Annotated in this window: 20 protein-coding genes and 2 pseudogenes; 16 read left to right on the plus strand and 6 right to left on the minus strand. The window is 49.2% G+C overall.

The genetic code is table 11. The features are described 5' to 3' along the window. Entirely contained in the window at positions 1–522 is a 522-nt protein-coding gene (locus tag C1N62_RS21500) for a hypothetical protein (protein ID WP_137765785.1), read from the plus strand. A 210-nt stretch (positions 523–732) separates the two neighbouring features. Here the strand turns inward: C1N62_RS21500 and C1N62_RS21505 are convergent, their stop codons facing one another. Continuing rightward, positions 733–1014 carry a hypothetical protein gene (locus C1N62_RS21505; protein ID WP_137765786.1) on the minus strand — a complete coding sequence of 94 codons (282 nt, stop codon included), beginning with the start codon at positions 1012–1014 and terminating at the stop codon, positions 733–735. A 236-nt stretch (positions 1015–1250) separates the two neighbouring features. On the opposite strand from C1N62_RS21505, the gene C1N62_RS21510 reads away from it, so the two are divergent. Both C1N62_RS21510 and C1N62_RS21515 read left to right on the plus strand, forming a co-directional pair. After that, positions 1251–2201: a phosphoribosyltransferase gene (locus C1N62_RS21510; protein WP_137765787.1), complete on the plus strand. Its 951-nt coding sequence runs from the start codon at positions 1251–1253 to the stop codon at positions 2199–2201. A 3-nt stretch (positions 2202–2204) separates the two neighbouring features. Then, positions 2205–3167 (plus strand): DNA-processing protein DprA, encoded by a 963-nt coding sequence (locus C1N62_RS21515; RefSeq protein ID WP_137765788.1) that lies wholly within the window; start codon positions 2205–2207, stop codon positions 3165–3167. A 476-nt stretch (positions 3168–3643) separates the two neighbouring features. On the opposite strand, the gene C1N62_RS21520 is transcribed toward C1N62_RS21515, so the two are convergent. The 3 genes and pseudogenes from C1N62_RS21520 to C1N62_RS21530 all read right to left on the minus strand — a co-directional run. Further along, positions 3644–3994, minus strand: coding sequence for a hypothetical protein (locus C1N62_RS21520; RefSeq protein WP_137765789.1), 351 nt, complete (start codon positions 3992–3994; stop codon positions 3644–3646). A gap of 333 nt (positions 3995–4327) precedes the next feature. Beyond that, a complete protein-coding gene (locus C1N62_RS21525; RefSeq protein WP_137765790.1) occupies positions 4328–4729 on the minus strand; it encodes a VOC family protein in 402 nt (133 codons plus the stop codon). A gap of 392 nt (positions 4730–5121) precedes the next feature. Further along, a pseudogene (locus C1N62_RS21530) lies at positions 5122–5763 on the minus strand (SAM-dependent DNA methyltransferase); the annotation flags it as partial. A gap of 79 nt (positions 5764–5842) precedes the next feature. On the opposite strand from C1N62_RS21530, the gene C1N62_RS21535 reads away from it, so the two are divergent. The 13 genes and pseudogenes from C1N62_RS21535 (at position 5843) to C1N62_RS21595 (ending at position 14473) form a co-directional block, all read left to right on the plus strand. Then, on the plus strand, positions 5843–7582 hold the full coding sequence (locus C1N62_RS21535; protein WP_206057805.1) for a phage portal protein: 1740 nt from the start codon (positions 5843–5845) through the stop codon (positions 7580–7582). Then, a complete protein-coding gene (locus C1N62_RS21540; RefSeq protein WP_137765791.1) occupies positions 7579–8616 on the plus strand; it encodes a head processing protein in 1038 nt (345 codons plus the stop codon). The genes C1N62_RS21535 and C1N62_RS21540 overlap by 4 nt, the downstream gene beginning before the upstream one ends. A 157-nt stretch (positions 8617–8773) precedes the next feature. Next, positions 8774–9013 carry a hypothetical protein gene (locus C1N62_RS21545; protein ID WP_137765792.1) on the plus strand — a complete coding sequence of 80 codons (240 nt, stop codon included), beginning with the start codon at positions 8774–8776 and terminating at the stop codon, positions 9011–9013. Positions 9014–9066: 53 nt separating this feature from the next. Continuing rightward, on the plus strand, positions 9067–10044 hold the full coding sequence (locus tag C1N62_RS21550; protein ID WP_137765793.1) for a hypothetical protein: 978 nt from the start codon (positions 9067–9069) through the stop codon (positions 10042–10044). Between the two features lie 162 nt (positions 10045–10206). Continuing rightward, positions 10207–10527: pseudogene (locus C1N62_RS23655) on the plus strand (ProQ/FINO family protein); the annotation flags it as partial. Positions 10528–10743: 216 nt separating this feature from the next. Continuing rightward, positions 10744–10962 (plus strand): hypothetical protein, encoded by a 219-nt coding sequence (locus tag C1N62_RS21560; RefSeq protein ID WP_137765795.1) that lies wholly within the window; start codon positions 10744–10746, stop codon positions 10960–10962. Between the two features lie 207 nt (positions 10963–11169). After that, positions 11170–11466 (plus strand): type II toxin-antitoxin system RelE/ParE family toxin, encoded by a 297-nt coding sequence (locus tag C1N62_RS21565; RefSeq protein WP_137765796.1) that lies wholly within the window; start codon positions 11170–11172, stop codon positions 11464–11466. A 55-nt stretch (positions 11467–11521) separates the two neighbouring features. Next, a complete protein-coding gene (locus C1N62_RS21570; protein ID WP_137765797.1) occupies positions 11522–11854 on the plus strand; it encodes a HigA family addiction module antitoxin in 333 nt (110 codons plus the stop codon). A 121-nt stretch (positions 11855–11975) separates the two neighbouring features. Next, positions 11976–12371: a type II TA system antitoxin MqsA family protein gene (locus tag C1N62_RS21575; protein ID WP_137765798.1), complete on the plus strand. Its 396-nt coding sequence runs from the start codon at positions 11976–11978 to the stop codon at positions 12369–12371. Between the two features lie 209 nt (positions 12372–12580). Beyond that, positions 12581–12955 (plus strand): helix-turn-helix domain-containing protein, encoded by a 375-nt coding sequence (locus tag C1N62_RS21580; protein ID WP_137765799.1) that lies wholly within the window; start codon positions 12581–12583, stop codon positions 12953–12955. Positions 12956–13008: 53 nt separating this feature from the next. Continuing rightward, positions 13009–13374: a hypothetical protein gene (locus C1N62_RS21585; protein WP_137765800.1), complete on the plus strand. Its 366-nt coding sequence runs from the start codon at positions 13009–13011 to the stop codon at positions 13372–13374. A gap of 487 nt (positions 13375–13861) precedes the next feature. Then, positions 13862–14017, plus strand: coding sequence for a type II toxin-antitoxin system HicA family toxin (locus C1N62_RS21590; protein ID WP_370465629.1), 156 nt, complete (start codon positions 13862–13864; stop codon positions 14015–14017). A gap of 48 nt (positions 14018–14065) precedes the next feature. Continuing rightward, positions 14066–14473: a type II toxin-antitoxin system HicB family antitoxin gene (locus C1N62_RS21595; protein ID WP_137765802.1), complete on the plus strand. Its 408-nt coding sequence runs from the start codon at positions 14066–14068 to the stop codon at positions 14471–14473. A 713-nt stretch (positions 14474–15186) separates the two neighbouring features. On the opposite strand, the gene C1N62_RS21600 is transcribed toward C1N62_RS21595, so the two are convergent. Both C1N62_RS21600 and C1N62_RS21605 read right to left on the minus strand, forming a co-directional pair. Next, entirely contained in the window at positions 15187–15450 is a 264-nt protein-coding gene (locus C1N62_RS21600; protein WP_137765803.1) for a ribbon-helix-helix domain-containing protein, read from the minus strand. A 32-nt stretch (positions 15451–15482) separates the two neighbouring features. Next, positions 15483–16130 (minus strand): AAA family ATPase, encoded by a 648-nt coding sequence (locus tag C1N62_RS21605; RefSeq protein WP_137765804.1) that lies wholly within the window; start codon positions 16128–16130, stop codon positions 15483–15485. Between the last annotated feature and the right edge of the window lie 402 nt (positions 16131–16532).

Consider the following 16532-nt stretch of genomic DNA (forward strand, 5'->3'; position numbering starts at 1 on the left):
ATGAAGTATTTTCTGGCTTGCGCATCAGCTCTGGCCTTGTCATTTGCAGCAGTTGCTGCTGAGAAGAACGAAAATGTTACGTACACAGAACCGTCAGCAGGAAGAGACCTACATCTTACCTGCAAAGGTTACCAGGTGAAGGGGACATCCGTAATCCAAATAGAGAGAGCTTCTTACCTTGAAGGGACGGGAGAGCAAGTTGAATTTGCCATCATTGCGCCATATGGTCCTTCTGATGGATTCAAAGTTTTTTTTGATTCTTGGGGTTTTACTTCTTTTGGATTGATTGAAAGTCATGTGATGCATGAGAACTGGTCTTTAGTTCATGTCGGAGGGAAGGTGTCGGTTAAGGAGAGTAAGATTGATTACTCCTTTTTTGATAACCGACCACAGGATTTATTGAGCTATAAACCGAAGGCAGAAATATTTCTATATGACTGCCGCAATTCTGATAAAAGGCCATCATGGGTGGACAGAATATACAAGAGAACAGAAATCTTTAAGGGGGACATAGAAGGCTAAAATACTGCATATAGTATGAAAACCACCATTCACCTTTGTGCATAGCCATGCAACCGCGCCAAAATCATCAGGGGCGTTTTTTCACGATGCGGGCGTGGAAAGGTACCGGAAAACAGCCCGGACGCGGCAGAAGCGCGCTGAAGGCCTCTGCGGGGGTGCGCCCAAGTACTGTTATGGTAAATGCGAAGAGCCTGGAGCACATGCCTCAGATTACTGCATTACTCTGAGAGCTTGGAATACCCATACTGCAATGGGATAGAACAGGTATAGAAAGACGGTGGCTTGCAGCCCTTTGATCAGCCACCGGGTATGACGCCAGAGGTTGCGTTCATTTTCATTGGCTTCCTGAATACGTTTCTGCGTCTGCTCCTGAAGCGGCATAGTGCCATCCTTGAATGAGGGGTCTAGAGTCCAACATAACGAAAAATGCTTTTCCATCAAGTGCGTCACCGGAATGTTATGTTTGTTTTGGCAGAGTTTGCCTGTCGCCATCACTTTGATGTCCGCTTTTCGCTCAAAGCGGACCTGACGGACAACTGTACAGACCGCTTTGTGCCAGAAGCGGACTGTTCTAACACCTTGCGGATTTAATAAGCTGGGGACAGACCAGTGAGGAGGTTTACGAAGATTAAATCAGTGACTAGAAAATCAAAATATGCTAAAAACTTCCGAATAAAAAATTTATTATAAATTTTGTATAAATTTAAACCACAGCAAAGGAAAAGATCATGACGATCATTTTATTCATTATTGGTATAGTTGTTGTCTCATGTATTTATGAAGCTCTTTTTAAGAGTAGCTCAGTTAATGACATCAAGAAAAGCAATAGTGGGACTCAATTTAAGAAAGTTGAACCAAATAAAAATGCAGTAAAAAAAACATCGCTGGAATCATACGAAAACATTTCAAAAAAAGAAGACAACCCATCATTTAGTGAAAGCAATGCTGCAATAAATTACATATTATTTAATGCGAAAAAAAATTCAGAAACATCCCTTGCAGAAAAAGAAAGCAAAGCAGTAAGTCTTGAAGAATTATTTAGCCAAATACAAAACCTGTCTGATAAAAAGTTTGTTTTTTTCGATGCATTTGAATCTAACGGTTTGTCATGTTATTTTCTACATGACTATTATCCGTTAAAATATACTGACATCTCTGAAAAAAACAAAGAAAATAGAAAGATTGTTTATGATTTTAAAGATGGTTTGTTAAATGAAAAAACAAAGAATATCCCTAAAGAGATAGCGACAATTTTGCTGAATAGTTTTAGTAAGGATTTACTAAAAGAAACAATATTTATATGTCTTCCTTCCTCTACACAGCTAAAATATAGAAGAAGATATACGCGCTTCAGTGAAGAAATTTGTAAATCTTGTGGAATGATAAATTTTTTCCAGCATGTATCCTATCTTTGGGATAGGAAAGCAAAACATATTGAGGGAATCTCTGCGGGCAGTGAATTATCTCACATTTATTTCCCTGAAAAAATAGTAGAAAATAAGAATATAATAATTTTTGATGACGTTTTCACTACAGGGAAAACACTCCACGCCATGGAATCAAAATTAAAGCTATACGGAGCAAACGTCGTGGCAGCCATTTTTATTGGTAAAACTTATGATCAGCATAGAATCAAAAAGGGCATGCTCCGAAAAACCTATTCTTTGATTGAGGATTAAACTATGGGATTGAGTGCATCAAATATTTTATTCCTAAAATCAGTTCCTTACGTAGGAAACCAATCAGTGTTAAAACTTTTAGGGCAAGATAAGGGAAATGATTATGTATCTGTAGCCGATATAATTGACTTCTTTCTAAGCACTTCAAAAATGAAGACCATTAGGTTGGAAACTTTAGATTTCCTGAAAAGCAGAGAAAAATGCAATAAGTTATACAATGAAATAGAAAGAAAAATTGATATAGGTTATTGTAGTGGTGTCATTCCTCTTGGTTATAATGACGACAATTTTCCTACATCATTAAAAATTATAAAAAATAAAAGCGGGGGTAATATTGCCCCTACTGTTATCTTCTACAAAGGGAATGTCGATTGTTTAAGCTATAGTCAAAATGCTACTGTTATTGGCTCTAGAAAACCTACTGAGCGGACAAAGAAAGCCGGGGAGTATATAGCAAAATTTCTTTCGGATAATGATTTTAATATCGTAAGCGGCTTAGCCAAAGGATGCGATGAAATAGTCCATTCGGTTGCAGTATCTAGAAAAACAAAAACCACTGCTATTTTGCCACAAGGTATCGATAAAATTTACCCTTCCACTAGTACAAAGCTAGCCGAATCTATCGTTGATACAGGTGGTATTCTTCTGTCTGAGCTTATGATTGGCGAACGTGTAACTAAATATAGCTTAGTAGAAAGAGATAGATTGCAAAGCGCTATTTCAGATAAAACTATCGTTTTACAAACAGCAATAGATGGAGGAACTATGCATGCAGCAATGAGTGCGCTATATAATCTGAAAAAACTCTATGTCATCGATTACAAATCTATAAATAGTGAGGATGCTGTTTTTTATTCAGGATTTGAGCATTTACTAAGCAATGGCGCGCAAAAATTGAATTCGAATGAAATGTATAATTTAGTGACAATGAAAGAGAACAAAAAACAAGAATCTTTATTTGACTAATAACTTTACGTAGCTAAGTGGATACATAATGGCAAGCTGGTCAACTGCCTAATAATCAGTTATCTGGTACTGACCTGCTTTCCGACGATCATCACATGTTAATATTAGTCATGCCGCCCGACGGTAATGAAAAATGAGAACATCCGCTTCTCGCTCAAAGCCGACCTTATGCCGCGTCAAGCCACGTTATGGCAAAACAGCCCGTGCTGTCGATAGCGTGGATAGCCAGAGATTATCCCCTACATGGCCCGTACCGCCGTAGCTAGTGCGGACCATCGGGAACCGAAGTAGGGGGATCCCTACAACTGGCACGTGCTGTCGTTAGCAATTGGGCGATTTGAGAGAATTGCCTGCCTGTCGCGGACAGCTATGAGAGAGGTGAGATCGGTCGTGTTTAATCCGCCGCCTGTTCTGCCGGCTCCGCCCACTTATCCACCGTTTCTGTGGATAACCCGCGGCCAGGTCTGCCTGACCTGCTACCACAACGCCGTCATGATGCTGGGTTCGCCGTCGGCCATGCCCCAGAACATCACCTGCAACCGGGGCATCAGGCCCATTCCCGCCATCACCGGGTTCAGGGCCTGTGCCGGGTCAGGGTGAGCCTCCCGTTCGGCCTGGAGTGTGATCTGTAACGCCTCAGCGTCAGCCAGATGTTCAAAGGTCAAAGCCATGGACACGTCCCGCCCCCAGTAGCCTGCCCCCAGGTAAAACAGATCGCCCGTCACGTCCGGGCGCCGGATCACAAATCCCATTGGGCGAATATCTTGTTTATTGTTCGACTGCACAATGTGTAGCCAGAATTCCCGTGTTCCCGCTTCTTTACTCATCACTACCTAATAATCAGCGATATTTTCCAGTCAGGATGCCATAGCACGTCTTCTTTCCCATACGACGGGGGACTCAATTCAGGCAAAATCAGAAGGATGCCAGGTAGCGCGAGGATCCCGGGCAGCCCGAGATACATAACAAGGCCGTGGATGAGCCGCGGCGGCACGACCCATGTATGGGAAACATGTCTATTTTGGTTCCCGGCGATCCACGCTAGCGACAGCACGGGCTGTTTTGCCATAACGTGGCCTGACAGGGCGAAACGTCCGCTATGAGCGAGAAGCGGACATGGTATGGGGCCGATTACACATTAGTAACCTGACCCAGAAGATTTAATTTTGCTTGTTCTGGTATAGATCCCAGCGGTTACCGTAAATGTCTTCAAACACCACGACCATCCCGTAATCCTCCTCCCGCGGCTCCTGGCAGAAGTGGACACCCTTCGCTTTCATGGCGTTGTAGTCGCGCCAGAAGTCGTCAGTCTGTAAGAACAGGAAAACCCGTCCACCGCACTGGTTGCCGATAAAGCCTTCCTGCCGCTCGTTTGAAGCACGGGCCAGGAGAAGATTACAGTCGCTTTCCGGATTTGGCGTCACAACGACCCAGCGCTTACCCGGCTGCGGGGTGTCTTCTACCAGCGTAAAGCCCAGCTTATCGGTGTAATACTCAATTGCGCGGTCATAGTCGTCGACCACGATCGCCACATAACCCATGCATCGTTTTTGCGTTCTCATTTCTGCTCCATCAGGTTTCAGACACAGCTTTCTTGAAACAACTTTTTAACACAATCTAACGCTACTAGCTGCACAGATGAGGCCAAAATAATAACGTCCGCTTCTGGCACAAAGCGGACATATCTCATCCGGCGTTTTGTCGCCGTCAGTCAACCTAGTCTCTTTGTATCAGGCACGGCGGTTGCTCCAACTTTCTCGTATCATTTGTTGCCATAGATGCACTGCAACGAGGCATTCAACTGCTGTCGCATTTGTCGCCGTTAGGCTGGGAAAACATCAATCTGACAAGCGATTATTGAAAGCAACCGGATACCGGCTTTTCGGTAAATTTCGTCAGCGGCGACCAGCTAAAGTCCAAAGGTCAAAAAAATAGTCCTGGCGTACAATAATTATCGATATCCAAAATAATCCCTGTCGCGCTCTTTGGCATAGGCCTTATCCAGGTTAAGCGTATCGCCGCGCGCATCGCCAAACGGCACGTTGCCCACGCCCCCATCAAAGCTGTTATCAGGCGACCCGGCGGCCAATGCCTCGAATGGCGTCACCCTTACGTCATCCTCGGGGTGCAGCAGCTGGTTGATACGGCCGGATACGGCGCTGATCTCGGTGGCAGTCATAATGGTGCCGCGCGGCTTGGTCTCGTTAAAGACCCCGACACCCGAAGACGGCTCCAAGGTATTGCCCGAGTCCGCTCCGTAGAGCTTCATGATCTCCCACGTACCCTCAGCTACATGCTGCGGGGAGTAATACTCATGCGTCGATCCGCCGATCCCGCCCTCGCCGGTGTACCCCGCCAAGGTCTGACGCTGCTCGTCTGTCAGCTGCGCACCGTCTGGCAGGCTCTCCAGCAACGCGATCGCTTTCTGGTTAGCTTCCTTGCGAGCGCGCTCGATAGACACCCCCGCCTGCTTGCGGATCCCGAAGGTCACAACCGGCCGGCGGCTGGCCAGCGATCGGATGATCCGCACAATCTCTGAAATCGAGTTACAGCCCTGAATGGCGGCACTGATTTTGTTCCGTAAATCGTCAGGCATTCGCCATCTCCAAAGTGAACATTTGCTACGTTGCCGCCACATTCTAGGAATTCTTACATCTAAGAGGGTTGTGGCTCCGATGCCGAAATTTGCATACGACACCATTCGCAAAGCACTGGAAGCAGCAATGCCCGGTAGCGCATCGAATAAGGGGGTTCCTTTGGCACTGGGTCCCACCAGCAGCGGCGGTAATGGCGTGGTTTATTCACGCTCTGCCCTGTTTGGCAACGATGCGGCGGGAAAAGACTTCACTGACACGCTGGTTAATCCTGGCGGGCAAGTCTTAGATGAGGCGGTGCTACCTGAAGATCGGCTAATGCGCTATCCGTTTTTAGAGGAGATGGCCGCTTACCCAACCCTTTCGGCCGCGCTCAACATCCATATCTCCTATGCGTTTTCGATAGACAAAACCACCAATCTTTCGTTTCGGCTGAAGCCGGTAACCAATAGCGAAGACAAGGATTTTGAGTCTGCACAAACGCTCTGCGAGGAGCTGATGGCGGACATTGGGCGCACCATCAACGACGAATTACCGGGCTGGGCAACCATCATGGCTGTGTTTGGCACGGGCTATATCCGGCCGCACACCAAGCCCAAGGTAGGTATTACCGGCTTTGAGTCCAATTTCTACACCCTGCCCTATTTCATCCGTGAGTATGAAGTGGGTGGCCAGCTGGCCGGCTTCACCGGGGACTACCTGAAGGATGGCAATGGTGCGCTGGTATTTGCCAAGCCGTGGGAAATGGTGCCAATGCGCATCCCCTATTGGCGGCCGAAGAAAAACCAAATGCCGATGTACACCGGCACCGAGCAATTCAGCCTGTTATCTGATCCTGAAAAGCGCGTTCCCGTTGAGACCCAAAACTATGGGACCAGCCTGTTTGAGTATGCCTATGAACCGTATCTCAACCTACGGGCGGCCATCCGCTCGGTAAAGGGCACCCGCTTCAATGCCAGTAAGGTCGATCGGCTGATCGGGGTTCAAATGTCCTCCCTTGACCCGGCGCGTGGCGCGGAATACAGCCGTACCCTTTCCCAGCAGCTCAAGCGGTCTGCCGAACAGGTTGAGAAGCGGGCGCGCGGTCACAAAACCGCTCCGACCGTGATCAATACCCTGCTGCCTATCCTGGGGGCGGACGGCAAAGGTCAGCTGCAAATCGACACGCAGACAATCCCGGTAGACATCACCGCTCTGGAAGACGTGATGTTCCACATCAAACAGCTGACCGCCAGTGTTGGAATGGATTACACCATGCTGGGCTTTGCTGACCAGATGTCTGGCGGGCTGGGGGAAGGCGGTTTCCTGCGCACGTCCATTCAGGCCGGCATGATCGCCAGCTGGTTGCGCGGCGGTGCCGCTGAGATGATTTACCGGATGTGTGACATTCACCTTGCCTTCAAATACGGGAAGGTTTACCCGCCCGGACAACGCCCGTTCGAGATCGAATTTAACTCGATGGCCACCAGCATCGAACTGGAAGAAAACGCCGCGCTCGATGGCCGCGCCAACTACGCCAGTGTGCTGGTGACCATCATTGATGCCATTTGCAATAACCCATCACTGGCCGGCTCCGAGACGTTCAAGCAGCTGGTGATGGGAGACATTTTAAAGGTGCCGCAGGAGCGCCTCTCCCTACTGCTGACCGAGATCAAAAACGCCCCCAGCACAGAGGGCAACAACATGATGGAGAGCTTGGGCATCACGCCAGACCAGACGATCAGCGACCCGGATTTGCTGGCCATCATGAAAGCTATGCCCCGTGGCGATCTGGAGGACGTCATATTGAAAACATTCTGTAACCAAGAGGAAAAGCCATGAGTCAGAAGGTACTCGCTACCCATACCGATCGCTTCTCGCTGTTTGAGAAGGTACGCAAGGGCAAGCAAAACAACCGCAACTACATGCTGGAGGCGGTGAAATCGATGATTAACAGCCCGGAGACCCAAGAGGGGCTGCGACTGGGTGAGCTGTACGGCTATTACGGTCACACCCGCCGGGTAATGACGGGCAATATGGAGCTGCCGGAGACAGCGGTGGTGATGGTGGAAGGCAAAGCCGTGGTATTGGACAACGTGCCCTCCAACCGCACCGTTGAGCTGTCGGTTGACGATGACGGCGTAGTAACCCATACCGAAGAGATTTTTGAGACCCCCACCGGCAAGATCGTGGCCTCCATGCTTGAATCTCGCGCGGGCGGCTGGTCATGGGTGACCACCGGGCGCGATTCCCCGGCGATCTCGATCCCCAAGGCATTCTATGGTTTCGACTATGTGACCATGCCGAATTTCATCAGCAAAGACCATCCAGCCGCAATGCATGAAAGTGCAGATTCACGTACAGCGGCGATGCTGGAATCTCTGCAAAATCAGGGCTTCAGCAGTGACGCAGCCACCAGCATTATCGAGCACTATGATTTGCTGAGCCACCGCGAAGCCATGATCGAAAGTGTGCTGCGCGTAGAGGAGCTGGAGAGCACCACCCTCATTGCTACCGGCCAACTGTTGGCAAAGGAGCGTGAGCTTGAGGAAACCCGCGCCATGCTTGAATCCTTACGCACTGCGAATGCCCAGCAGGGCAACATGATGGAAGGCCGTAAGTCCATGCTGGCCAAAGCCCTCGACCGGCTGCCGGTATTCGTCACTGAGCGCCATCGTTCAGCACTCGCCAACATGCAAACAGAGGATGATCTGGCCGTCGCAGTAGCGCTGTTTGAATCGCTTTCTCGCCCAGAGATCCGCACCCTACCTTTGCATAATGATGCAATTTTTGAGAGTAAAAAAACGAGTTGCGCTGTAGGGTACGACGACAATTCGATCGTATCTTTCACCAATGAAGTACCACGATTCGGGTAAAATTCAACGCCTTAAATATACCCATATGATAATTGTGGATTAAAGGTTTAGTATTGCCGCTTGATCCTTTACACGATCCGCGATTAAACTCCTCGGCGCATTGAGATCCTCTTAGGTTTCAATGCGCTTTTTTTTCAGTCACTCAAGGAGCTATTCCATGGAAAACCAGCACCGCTTGATTAAAACCTATCGAGAGCTATCCGCTGAAGAGATCGCCTTAATGAATAGCGGCAAAGAGCTTGAAACAGCCGTACAGGCCTATGTTAACCGCCTGCATGAGGCGCATAACGCTGGGGAAGTGGTGATTGAGCAACGTTGGCTGGCTATCGGCAAGACCGATATTGAGAAAGGTTTTATGGCCGTCATTCGCGCTATTGCAAAACCTGACGTGGCATAAAAAAAAGGCCACCGAAACGGTAGCCTTACAAATAATTCAAAAATCTAAACCTGATGAAAACTATACCAAAAAAAACCTGTTCTTTCAAGGAGACAGGTGATTTAAACGGCTATGGCCTGCGTCGCGCCATTGAAGCCCTGACCAATGATTGCTTGCCCCGCCCCGCGCGCGTTGTCCTGTCACAATGCTGCTCCGTCGCCGCCAGCACCAGTGCCTTCAAAATCACTATGGCTCGCTCCAAAATGGCAGAATTGTGCGGGGTAACCTCTGCAACCATCCGCCGTCGCTTCAAAGACTCTGTGAGTGCCACGATCATCACTGAAACTGCCGTATTTGATCGTAAGGCAGGCGGGTTCGGCCAGATGCCTACTGAGTACCAGTTTACCAAGCCATTTTTACAAGCTGCCAAGGCCTTTTGTAAGGCATGGGATACGGGTACAAGAGAGGTTAAGACATTAGCCCAAAAGGCCTTTAATGAGGCCATAAAAAATCTTCAAAATAAGCCACTTACCTCGGACACCCCCCGATCAAAATTATCGGCCACCCCCGATCAGGATGATCACCAAATACTTGGATTTACTGAATACGAGAATCCAAAAGACTATGCGGCTCCGCCCGCAGATTTTGACAGGCCAAAGGCCAAAAGTTGGGATGATGCCCGTGCAGAACGCGCCACGACGCAAGCACAGGATCACAAAGCCCGGCAGGAAGCAGCCCGTGCCAAGCGCCAGCAGTCCACCAGCAAGCTCAAGGGGCTGGCAAGGTGGGCATTCAATGGCAGCCGCGCCACCGGCAGGGCTACGCCACAGACAAGCCACAATGCCGCCCGCATGAGAGAGTCAGACCAGCGGCATGAGCAAACCACCAAAGATGCGGCACGGGCACACCGCGAGGCACTGGCAAGCGGGTATAGCCCTCTTGATGCTATTCGCCGTGTGATGCCCGGCTACCGCCCTACTACCACCAGCAAGGATCACCATGACACATACCGGGACGTTAACCAGCCCACGCAAGCCAAAGGGGCGTTTTAAGCCTCGCCAGCCGTCTGCCACCCGCTCTCCTGCCCCGACGTCGGAGGAAATCAAAGCGGCGCACACGCAGGTAGGGACTGAAATCACCCGAAAGAAAAACCATAGCCAACGGATGTTTGTGAAAAAGCTGTTCCCGGCGCTGTTTTCTGGCGATCACCCCTCCCGATGGAGAAAGGGATCAAAGACGCCATGCTGACGTCGATTGTGCGCCGTGGGCTGGACGTATCCGAGGCACGGCTACAGGCCGCACTTCGCGCCTGTTGCGCGTCGCTGGTGTACCGGGCAAGGGTATGCGCTATGCGTTTTCGCCGTGACATAGATGGCAAGCCAGTAGAGGCCATTGAGGAAGAAGACAAGAACCACGCATGGCAGAAAATTGTGGAGTATCGGGCGCGCCACCAGCTCCCCAGTTGCCGCCGGTGTGGAAGAAAAGCGCCGTTAAGAAGCGTCCGGCCAAGCCCGGCAAGCGTCGGGCACGGGTAGTAACCAGACCCGGCAGCACAGATCGGGCATCAAAACCCACGGCCAAGTAATCCTGTACTGGCGCGATGCCCGCGCCGGTCATATAATGCACAGATATCCCGTCCGGGATAGTTTGTAGTGGTGTTTGCAATGGCCTTGGGTTACTCTTGGCCTAAGAATAATCCTATAAAATGCCTCATTGGGGCAGATGCTGACACACGTCTTGAGAGCTATTCCATGAACGCAGAAAAATCTTTACGCAATTTAGAGCTGACCAAGCTGTTTGGTATCTGGCGCTCCAAGGGCTTTGAAAAGCCCGTGTCGCATGAACCCCGGATCACCCGGCCTGATTGCTCGGTCTATTTTGCCCGGAAGAAATGGATCATCATTGACGATAGCGGCAATAAGATCGCTACATGCGATACCCTTCGGGGCGCATTAAACCGCACTCACTGATCATCTGCGCTGACGCCAAAGAAAGCCGCCCCACGGAGCGGTTTTTTTATGTGCATTAAAATCCTTTTGCGTTCATAATCGCACACAATGACCCCGAAAAAGGCATGCCATGAGACCAATAAGAGGTATGTGTGTATCTTTTTTGGTTGCATCATGTAACCGATTTGGATACAATGATTTCACTCAAGGCAAGCACTAAGGGAAGTGATGATTAGTAGTTTCCGGGGTGGCAAGGATAGCAATCTGAGCCAGTTTATGCAGGAAGGGGCGCGAGTGCCGACTATACCGGCCTCAATTGAAAGTGCTCTCTCACGAAAGCTTAGTGTTATTGACTCGGCTACGAAAGAAAGAGACCTTTTCAACCCTCGGAGTAACAATTATGAGCGACTGTCTGGCACCCTTGATGGATGGTCTAGCATAAGAGTTAATATCCACTGGAGGTTAATATTTCAGTGGCGTGATGGATGCGCCTACGAGATATATTTAGACCCCCATAAGTATTAGAAGCATGGGCGGGGCGAAAGCCCCACCCATTTTCTTTACAGTGATAGGTGAGATTATGAATAAAATGATGGCAAATCCTCCAAGCGTTGGTGAAATTCTGGTCGAGGAGTTTTTGAAGCCCTGTAACATCACTCAGCAGCAGCTTGCCGACGCTATGGGCATCTCTCGTAAAGTGGTTAGCCAAATTGTGAATGGGAGCCGTCGCCTTACTGTGGCCGAGGGTGCCTTGATTGCTGCCCTGTTCGATATGAGCTGTGACTTTTTCCTGAACATCCAGCACATGAGTGATCGCTGGGAAGCGCATTTACTGACAGAGAAACATCGTTGGACGCCTTTAGTGCCCAGTGAATTTCCGTATGATGATGAAGTCGCGGCACCAGCGAAATAGTCCTGCATGTGCTTGAGTGTCGAATGGATGCGCGCCCCTCCCCAGTTAGCTGGGGAGCGTTTTACGTTGTAGGGAAAGCTGGTAGAAGGCCTACTGGCCGCCTTGCCCAAGGAGAAAGAAAATGACATGCCTAAGTTGTGGTTATCATGAGTTTGTAGCCGGGAAACGCAGTGTGCCCTACCGTTACAAGGGTAAGGAGACAGTCCTGCTCGATGTCGATGCAAAATATTGCGCCATGTGCGGTGATATTAATCTCTCAGGGGATTTGGCTGATGACTACATTGCCAAGGCGAAAGCCTTCCAAGCCTTGGTAGACGCAGATTACCCGGATGCGAAATTTATCGCTGATGTGCGCATAAAGCTGCACCTTACGCAGAGAGAGGCCAGCAAAATTATCGGTGGTGGCAATAGTGCATTTAGCCAATATGAGGCAGGCAAAAGGAAAGCATCACGCTCTACGATGATGTTGTTGCAGTTGCTGGATATGAACCCTGACTTGCTGAACATAATCCGTTAATACGCTTTTGCGCGGCAGACAATCCCTCGCTACCTCCCTGCACTGAAACAGAGAAACCGCCTCTCAGGGCGGTTTTTTTTACAACCTTTTGAACCCTAAAACCTCAATTAAGTTGTTTTAATAAAACCAAATGCTTGCTAAACAACCCACAAAAGGTTATATTGTTGTTATTCCGCAGGGAACACGCTCTTTAACAAGTTGAGGGAATTATGATTGAAGTTCAATACTTGACCGATGCTGAAGGTAACCGCACCCATGTAGTGGTGGAAATCGGGCTGTTCAACCGCCTTGCAGCGAGTGCTGATATCCCGGAGCAATGGGAGGATATCCCCTATGAAGCCGGTGAAAATGATTCAGAAACCATCCCAACTGAAGTTGTCGGCATCTCCATCAAAAAAGGTGTCACGCTACTGGCGGCATGGCGTATCCATCGCAACATGTCCCAAAAAGAGGCCGCCGATGCGCTGGGGATCACCCAAGCTGGCATCTCCAAAATAGAGAAGAGTGAGCGCCCCCATGCGGCAACGCTGGAGAAGTTCGCCAAACTCTATGACTGCCGCCCTGAGCAATTGACGACGGCATAATCGCACCCCTTCCCCAGTCCGCTGGGGAGCGCTACACGTTGCAGGGAAAAAGCATGAATACAGCAATTATTGAGTCTACTACCACTAACCTGATGCTGGTGGAAGGTGTCCAGATGGCATCAGTACAGCCCAAGCGGAAACTGCTTGCCCGAGCCTATGAGTTAACGAAAGGAGACGGAGAGGCGCGCGATGGCCGCATTTTGATGTCCATCGAAGGTCCCCGCGATTTTATCGAGTGGGCAGAAGCAGATCTTGAGCAGGATTTTGTCAACGTGAAGATAGAAGAAGAAGGAAAAAACGAAGATGAAATCGGTTTGATTTTTGGCTTGGATCGCGCGGACAAGTCTGTATTCATGGCTCGCTGGAAGCAGCTCAAGGCCGCATGGAAGAAAGGCCAAGGTTATCCTGCTTCAAAGTAAATCACTGGGTAGGTCAGTGGCAGGATAGACCCCCGCTAGATCAGCAACGTAAAAAAGGCCAGTCAGTAGACTGGCCTTTTTCTACTCTACAGCACCAGTACAGGCTGGTAGCAGCGCGCAATTGCCTTTACTTGGTCAATGAGTTACCCCCCGCTCACGCGGGGGCAATACAGTGCGATGCCTTAGAGTCGCCTAAAGAATAGCAGCCCTCACCCATGCCCGGCAATGGGAAAGCCCTAGGCTTGACGTGCCTCACGTTTATGGGACCAGGCGTGGCAAAATCCCTCGCGCCTGCCATGATCAATGGTGCACATCCATGATTAAGTATCCATAGTAACCCGGATATTTGCCCGCCTCGCGCGGGCTTTTTTATGCGCCTAACAAATACCCACCAATAACCACTAAATTAGTTGCATTGGTGGTTATTGGTGGGTATAATCATTTCCGAGTTGAGCACATGGGAGGTAGTTTGAGCAGTAGGGAATTGATGAAGTTGCTAGTGCAACACGGGTGGGTTTTAAAGCGTGTGAAAGGAAGCCATCACACCTATACCAAGGTGGGGCGAGTAGACATTATTACCGTCCCCCATCCAGAGAAAGACGTAGCGACAGGTACATTGCGCGACATTCTCAAAAGGCTGTAAACAAGTGGCGCGCCCAGCGCGCCCTTTTAAGAACCTAGAGGTTTAATTATGATTTTTCCAATCTACATTCATCAGGCTGAAAGTGGCACCTACTCCGGGTTCGTGCCGGACATTGCAGGATGCTACTTCGCTGGTGCAACCATTGACGCAACCATTCAAGACGCTGATGCAGCCATTGACGCGCATCTAGAGTTCTTGGCGGATGAGGGACAGGCGTTACCTGTCGCCAACACTATCGAGTTTCACAAAAGCAATGACAGCTGCGTAGATGGTGTCTGGGCTTATGTGAACGTTGACTTGTCCAAGTATGACGGCAAGAGCATTAAGTTAAATATCACATTGCCGCAGAATCTGATCGCGCGCATTGACCAGTATGTAGCAACCCATCCAGCCTACGGCTCTCGCAGCGGCTTTTTGGCCGCCGTGGCGCGTAACGAGATTCAGAAAAGCGCCTAACTTCCCTTTTATGCTCAACTCATTTTGCCCGCCAAGCGCGGGCTTTTTTATGCTCCGTACCCAGCTGGTGGCTACAGGCTGTCAGAGTACTCCCCCCATTAAAAGACGTTAATTTGAAGTTTTTTAATATTAAAAAACATTCATTTCATCTTAATAACCATTTCCCTGAATGTTTTTTCACCAGCTCCGTTATCCTTGACTGAAGATAGCTCACTAACTCTGAGCCTTTCAGTAAAAAGCATTATATGCGGGTCATGTGCTGGTGGCAGCTGGACAGGGCAGTAAAACAACAAGCCATTATTTCAATGTTTTTTAATATTAAAAAACACTAAAACAGTTGCCATTTGCATTTTTTTACACGCATATTCATCGGTTCGCATCCCCTTCAGTGGCAGACAGCCATACTTGATTTTCACCCTTTTCTGTAACGAGAGGAGTATGTCATGTCCAAAAGCGGCAGCGGCAGTAGCAAAGGTCAGTCATTATCCAATGGAGCCTCCAAGCCCCAGTCTGACCATCCAGATCCGGGCGGAAACTGGCCGAGCAAGGTTACAGGGGCGGAGTCAGGAGGCGGGAAAGGTAATGCTAAGCAAAAGGGAAAATGAGTATTGAGCAGAGAGGATGCTTTGTAGAAGCCCGCGCACGTTGCGGGCTTTCATCAGGATTGTTCGGTTGACAAGGCATCGCCATAATCCTGGGATGTGGACAGGCGGTTACTCGCCCCCTACCGTTGCCCCTTTATTCAGCAACTGTCGAATAGCGATGTTGATGAGCGCGGCGCGTGATACTCCTTCGGTAGCGCTCCGGGCGTCAAGCTTCTCCAGCACTTCCGGGTCGATGGTAAAGGTGATCTGTTGCTTCTTACCTTTCATCACGCCCTTCTTCTTCACCTCAACTCCATCAGGCGCTGAATTGATGAATTTCTCCTGCTCCACCTCAGAAGGGGTCGCTTTTTTAGGCAGCTTATTAATCGCCATTTAATATCACCTTAATATTAAAAACCTGTATTTTAATCGTTAAACAATGCTTTTACCAATGCCTCAAGCTCTGCTGATGCTTTGGGGTCAATGGGCTTATATTCCTGTACACACATGCCACCGCCTGCGGCATTGGAGAACGCTTTGCGGCCGACGATGGGGGTGGATAAAAATGCCAGCTCGGTATAGTCGGTGATGATTTCAGCGGCTTCACGGTTGTCGATAGAGTGAGGGTTGGCATCGGCCGCGTTGATGATGGTGTAGGCAATGAGGTCATCGCGCATACTCCGAGCCTCTTTAATCAGCTCCGAGATGTCTTCAAGCGCCCAAACGTCAAAACTGCCGGGGCGGTAAGGAACAAGTAGGACGTCAGTCAGGATCAGCGCAGCCCTCAGAGCGGTGGAGTCGCGCCCGCCCGCATCAATGATGATGTCGTCATATTTCCCGCGCTGCTGGAGCAGCTGGGAGCGGAGGATAGAGCCATCTGGGTATGCCGCACAGGCGATGCCCGGCAAGTCCTCACGTTCTGCCCGGAAGCCTATCGCGGTTTGGGCTGTACCCTGACGGTCACCATCGATCAGCAACACATCCCGTCCCTGCTTTGCTCGCGCAGCTGCAATGTTGATAGCAAGTGTCGTTTTACCCACTCCACCTTTGGTGTTACCCACGGTCAGTATCATATTAATTTCATCCTTTTTAATATTAAAAAACCTCAATCGACATCATCATGTTACCTCGCCCAGATGCGCTGTCAATAAACCAGAATACAGTGAAAGAGCATTATTAAACATTACTTTAATATTAAAATAATGTTTTTTGATGGGGTTATGAGTAACAAGTAGAGAATTCTCAAGGAGTTGGACGTGAAGTGGTGAGAGAAGGTGACAGGCTAGTAATGCAGGTAGCTTTCGATGTGTGCTGGTGGGGCATTCAGCCGCTCGATGTGTTTAGGTATTTGGTAGCACGTATACATATGCGATCGAGGTCACATTATATTTACTTGCACGTATAAGGGGGGTGTGAACCTCGATAGAAGTTCAGAATGTATTTAGTTACACGTTAACAAGGCTACAATCTGTACT

Origin of the sequence: Nissabacter sp. SGAir0207, from assembly GCF_005491205.1 — a bacterium.
Classification (GTDB): Bacteria; Pseudomonadota; Gammaproteobacteria; order Enterobacterales; family Enterobacteriaceae; genus Chimaeribacter.

Coding starts and splice junctions, on each gene's coding strand:
- C1N62_RS21500 (WP_137765785.1), top strand. CDS start 1: ATGAAGTATTTTCTGGCTTGCGCATCAGCTCTGGCCTTGTCATTTGCA.
- C1N62_RS21505 (WP_137765786.1), bottom strand. CDS start 1,014: ATGGCGACAGGCAAACTCTGCCAAAACAAACATAACATTCCGGTGACG.
- C1N62_RS21510 (WP_137765787.1), top strand. CDS start 1,251: ATGACGATCATTTTATTCATTATTGGTATAGTTGTTGTCTCATGTATT.
- C1N62_RS21515 (WP_137765788.1), top strand. CDS start 2,205: ATGGGATTGAGTGCATCAAATATTTTATTCCTAAAATCAGTTCCTTAC.
- C1N62_RS21520 (WP_137765789.1), bottom strand. CDS start 3,994: ATGAGTAAAGAAGCGGGAACACGGGAATTCTGGCTACACATTGTGCAG.
- C1N62_RS21525 (WP_137765790.1), bottom strand. CDS start 4,729: ATGAGAACGCAAAAACGATGCATGGGTTATGTGGCGATCGTGGTCGAC.
- C1N62_RS21535 (WP_206057805.1), top strand. CDS start 5,843: ATGCCGAAATTTGCATACGACACCATTCGCAAAGCACTGGAAGCAGCA.
- C1N62_RS21540 (WP_137765791.1), top strand. CDS start 7,579: ATGAGTCAGAAGGTACTCGCTACCCATACCGATCGCTTCTCGCTGTTT.
- C1N62_RS21545 (WP_137765792.1), top strand. CDS start 8,774: ATGGAAAACCAGCACCGCTTGATTAAAACCTATCGAGAGCTATCCGCT.
- C1N62_RS21550 (WP_137765793.1), top strand. CDS start 9,067: ATGAAAACTATACCAAAAAAAACCTGTTCTTTCAAGGAGACAGGTGAT.
- C1N62_RS21560 (WP_137765795.1), top strand. CDS start 10,744: ATGAACGCAGAAAAATCTTTACGCAATTTAGAGCTGACCAAGCTGTTT.
- C1N62_RS21565 (WP_137765796.1), top strand. CDS start 11,170: ATGATTAGTAGTTTCCGGGGTGGCAAGGATAGCAATCTGAGCCAGTTT.
- C1N62_RS21570 (WP_137765797.1), top strand. CDS start 11,522: ATGAATAAAATGATGGCAAATCCTCCAAGCGTTGGTGAAATTCTGGTC.
- C1N62_RS21575 (WP_137765798.1), top strand. CDS start 11,976: ATGACATGCCTAAGTTGTGGTTATCATGAGTTTGTAGCCGGGAAACGC.
- C1N62_RS21580 (WP_137765799.1), top strand. CDS start 12,581: ATGATTGAAGTTCAATACTTGACCGATGCTGAAGGTAACCGCACCCAT.
- C1N62_RS21585 (WP_137765800.1), top strand. CDS start 13,009: ATGAATACAGCAATTATTGAGTCTACTACCACTAACCTGATGCTGGTG.
- C1N62_RS21590 (WP_370465629.1), top strand. CDS start 13,862: ATGAAGTTGCTAGTGCAACACGGGTGGGTTTTAAAGCGTGTGAAAGGA.
- C1N62_RS21595 (WP_137765802.1), top strand. CDS start 14,066: ATGATTTTTCCAATCTACATTCATCAGGCTGAAAGTGGCACCTACTCC.
- C1N62_RS21600 (WP_137765803.1), bottom strand. CDS start 15,450: ATGGCGATTAATAAGCTGCCTAAAAAAGCGACCCCTTCTGAGGTGGAG.
- C1N62_RS21605 (WP_137765804.1), bottom strand. CDS start 16,130: ATGATACTGACCGTGGGTAACACCAAAGGTGGAGTGGGTAAAACGACA.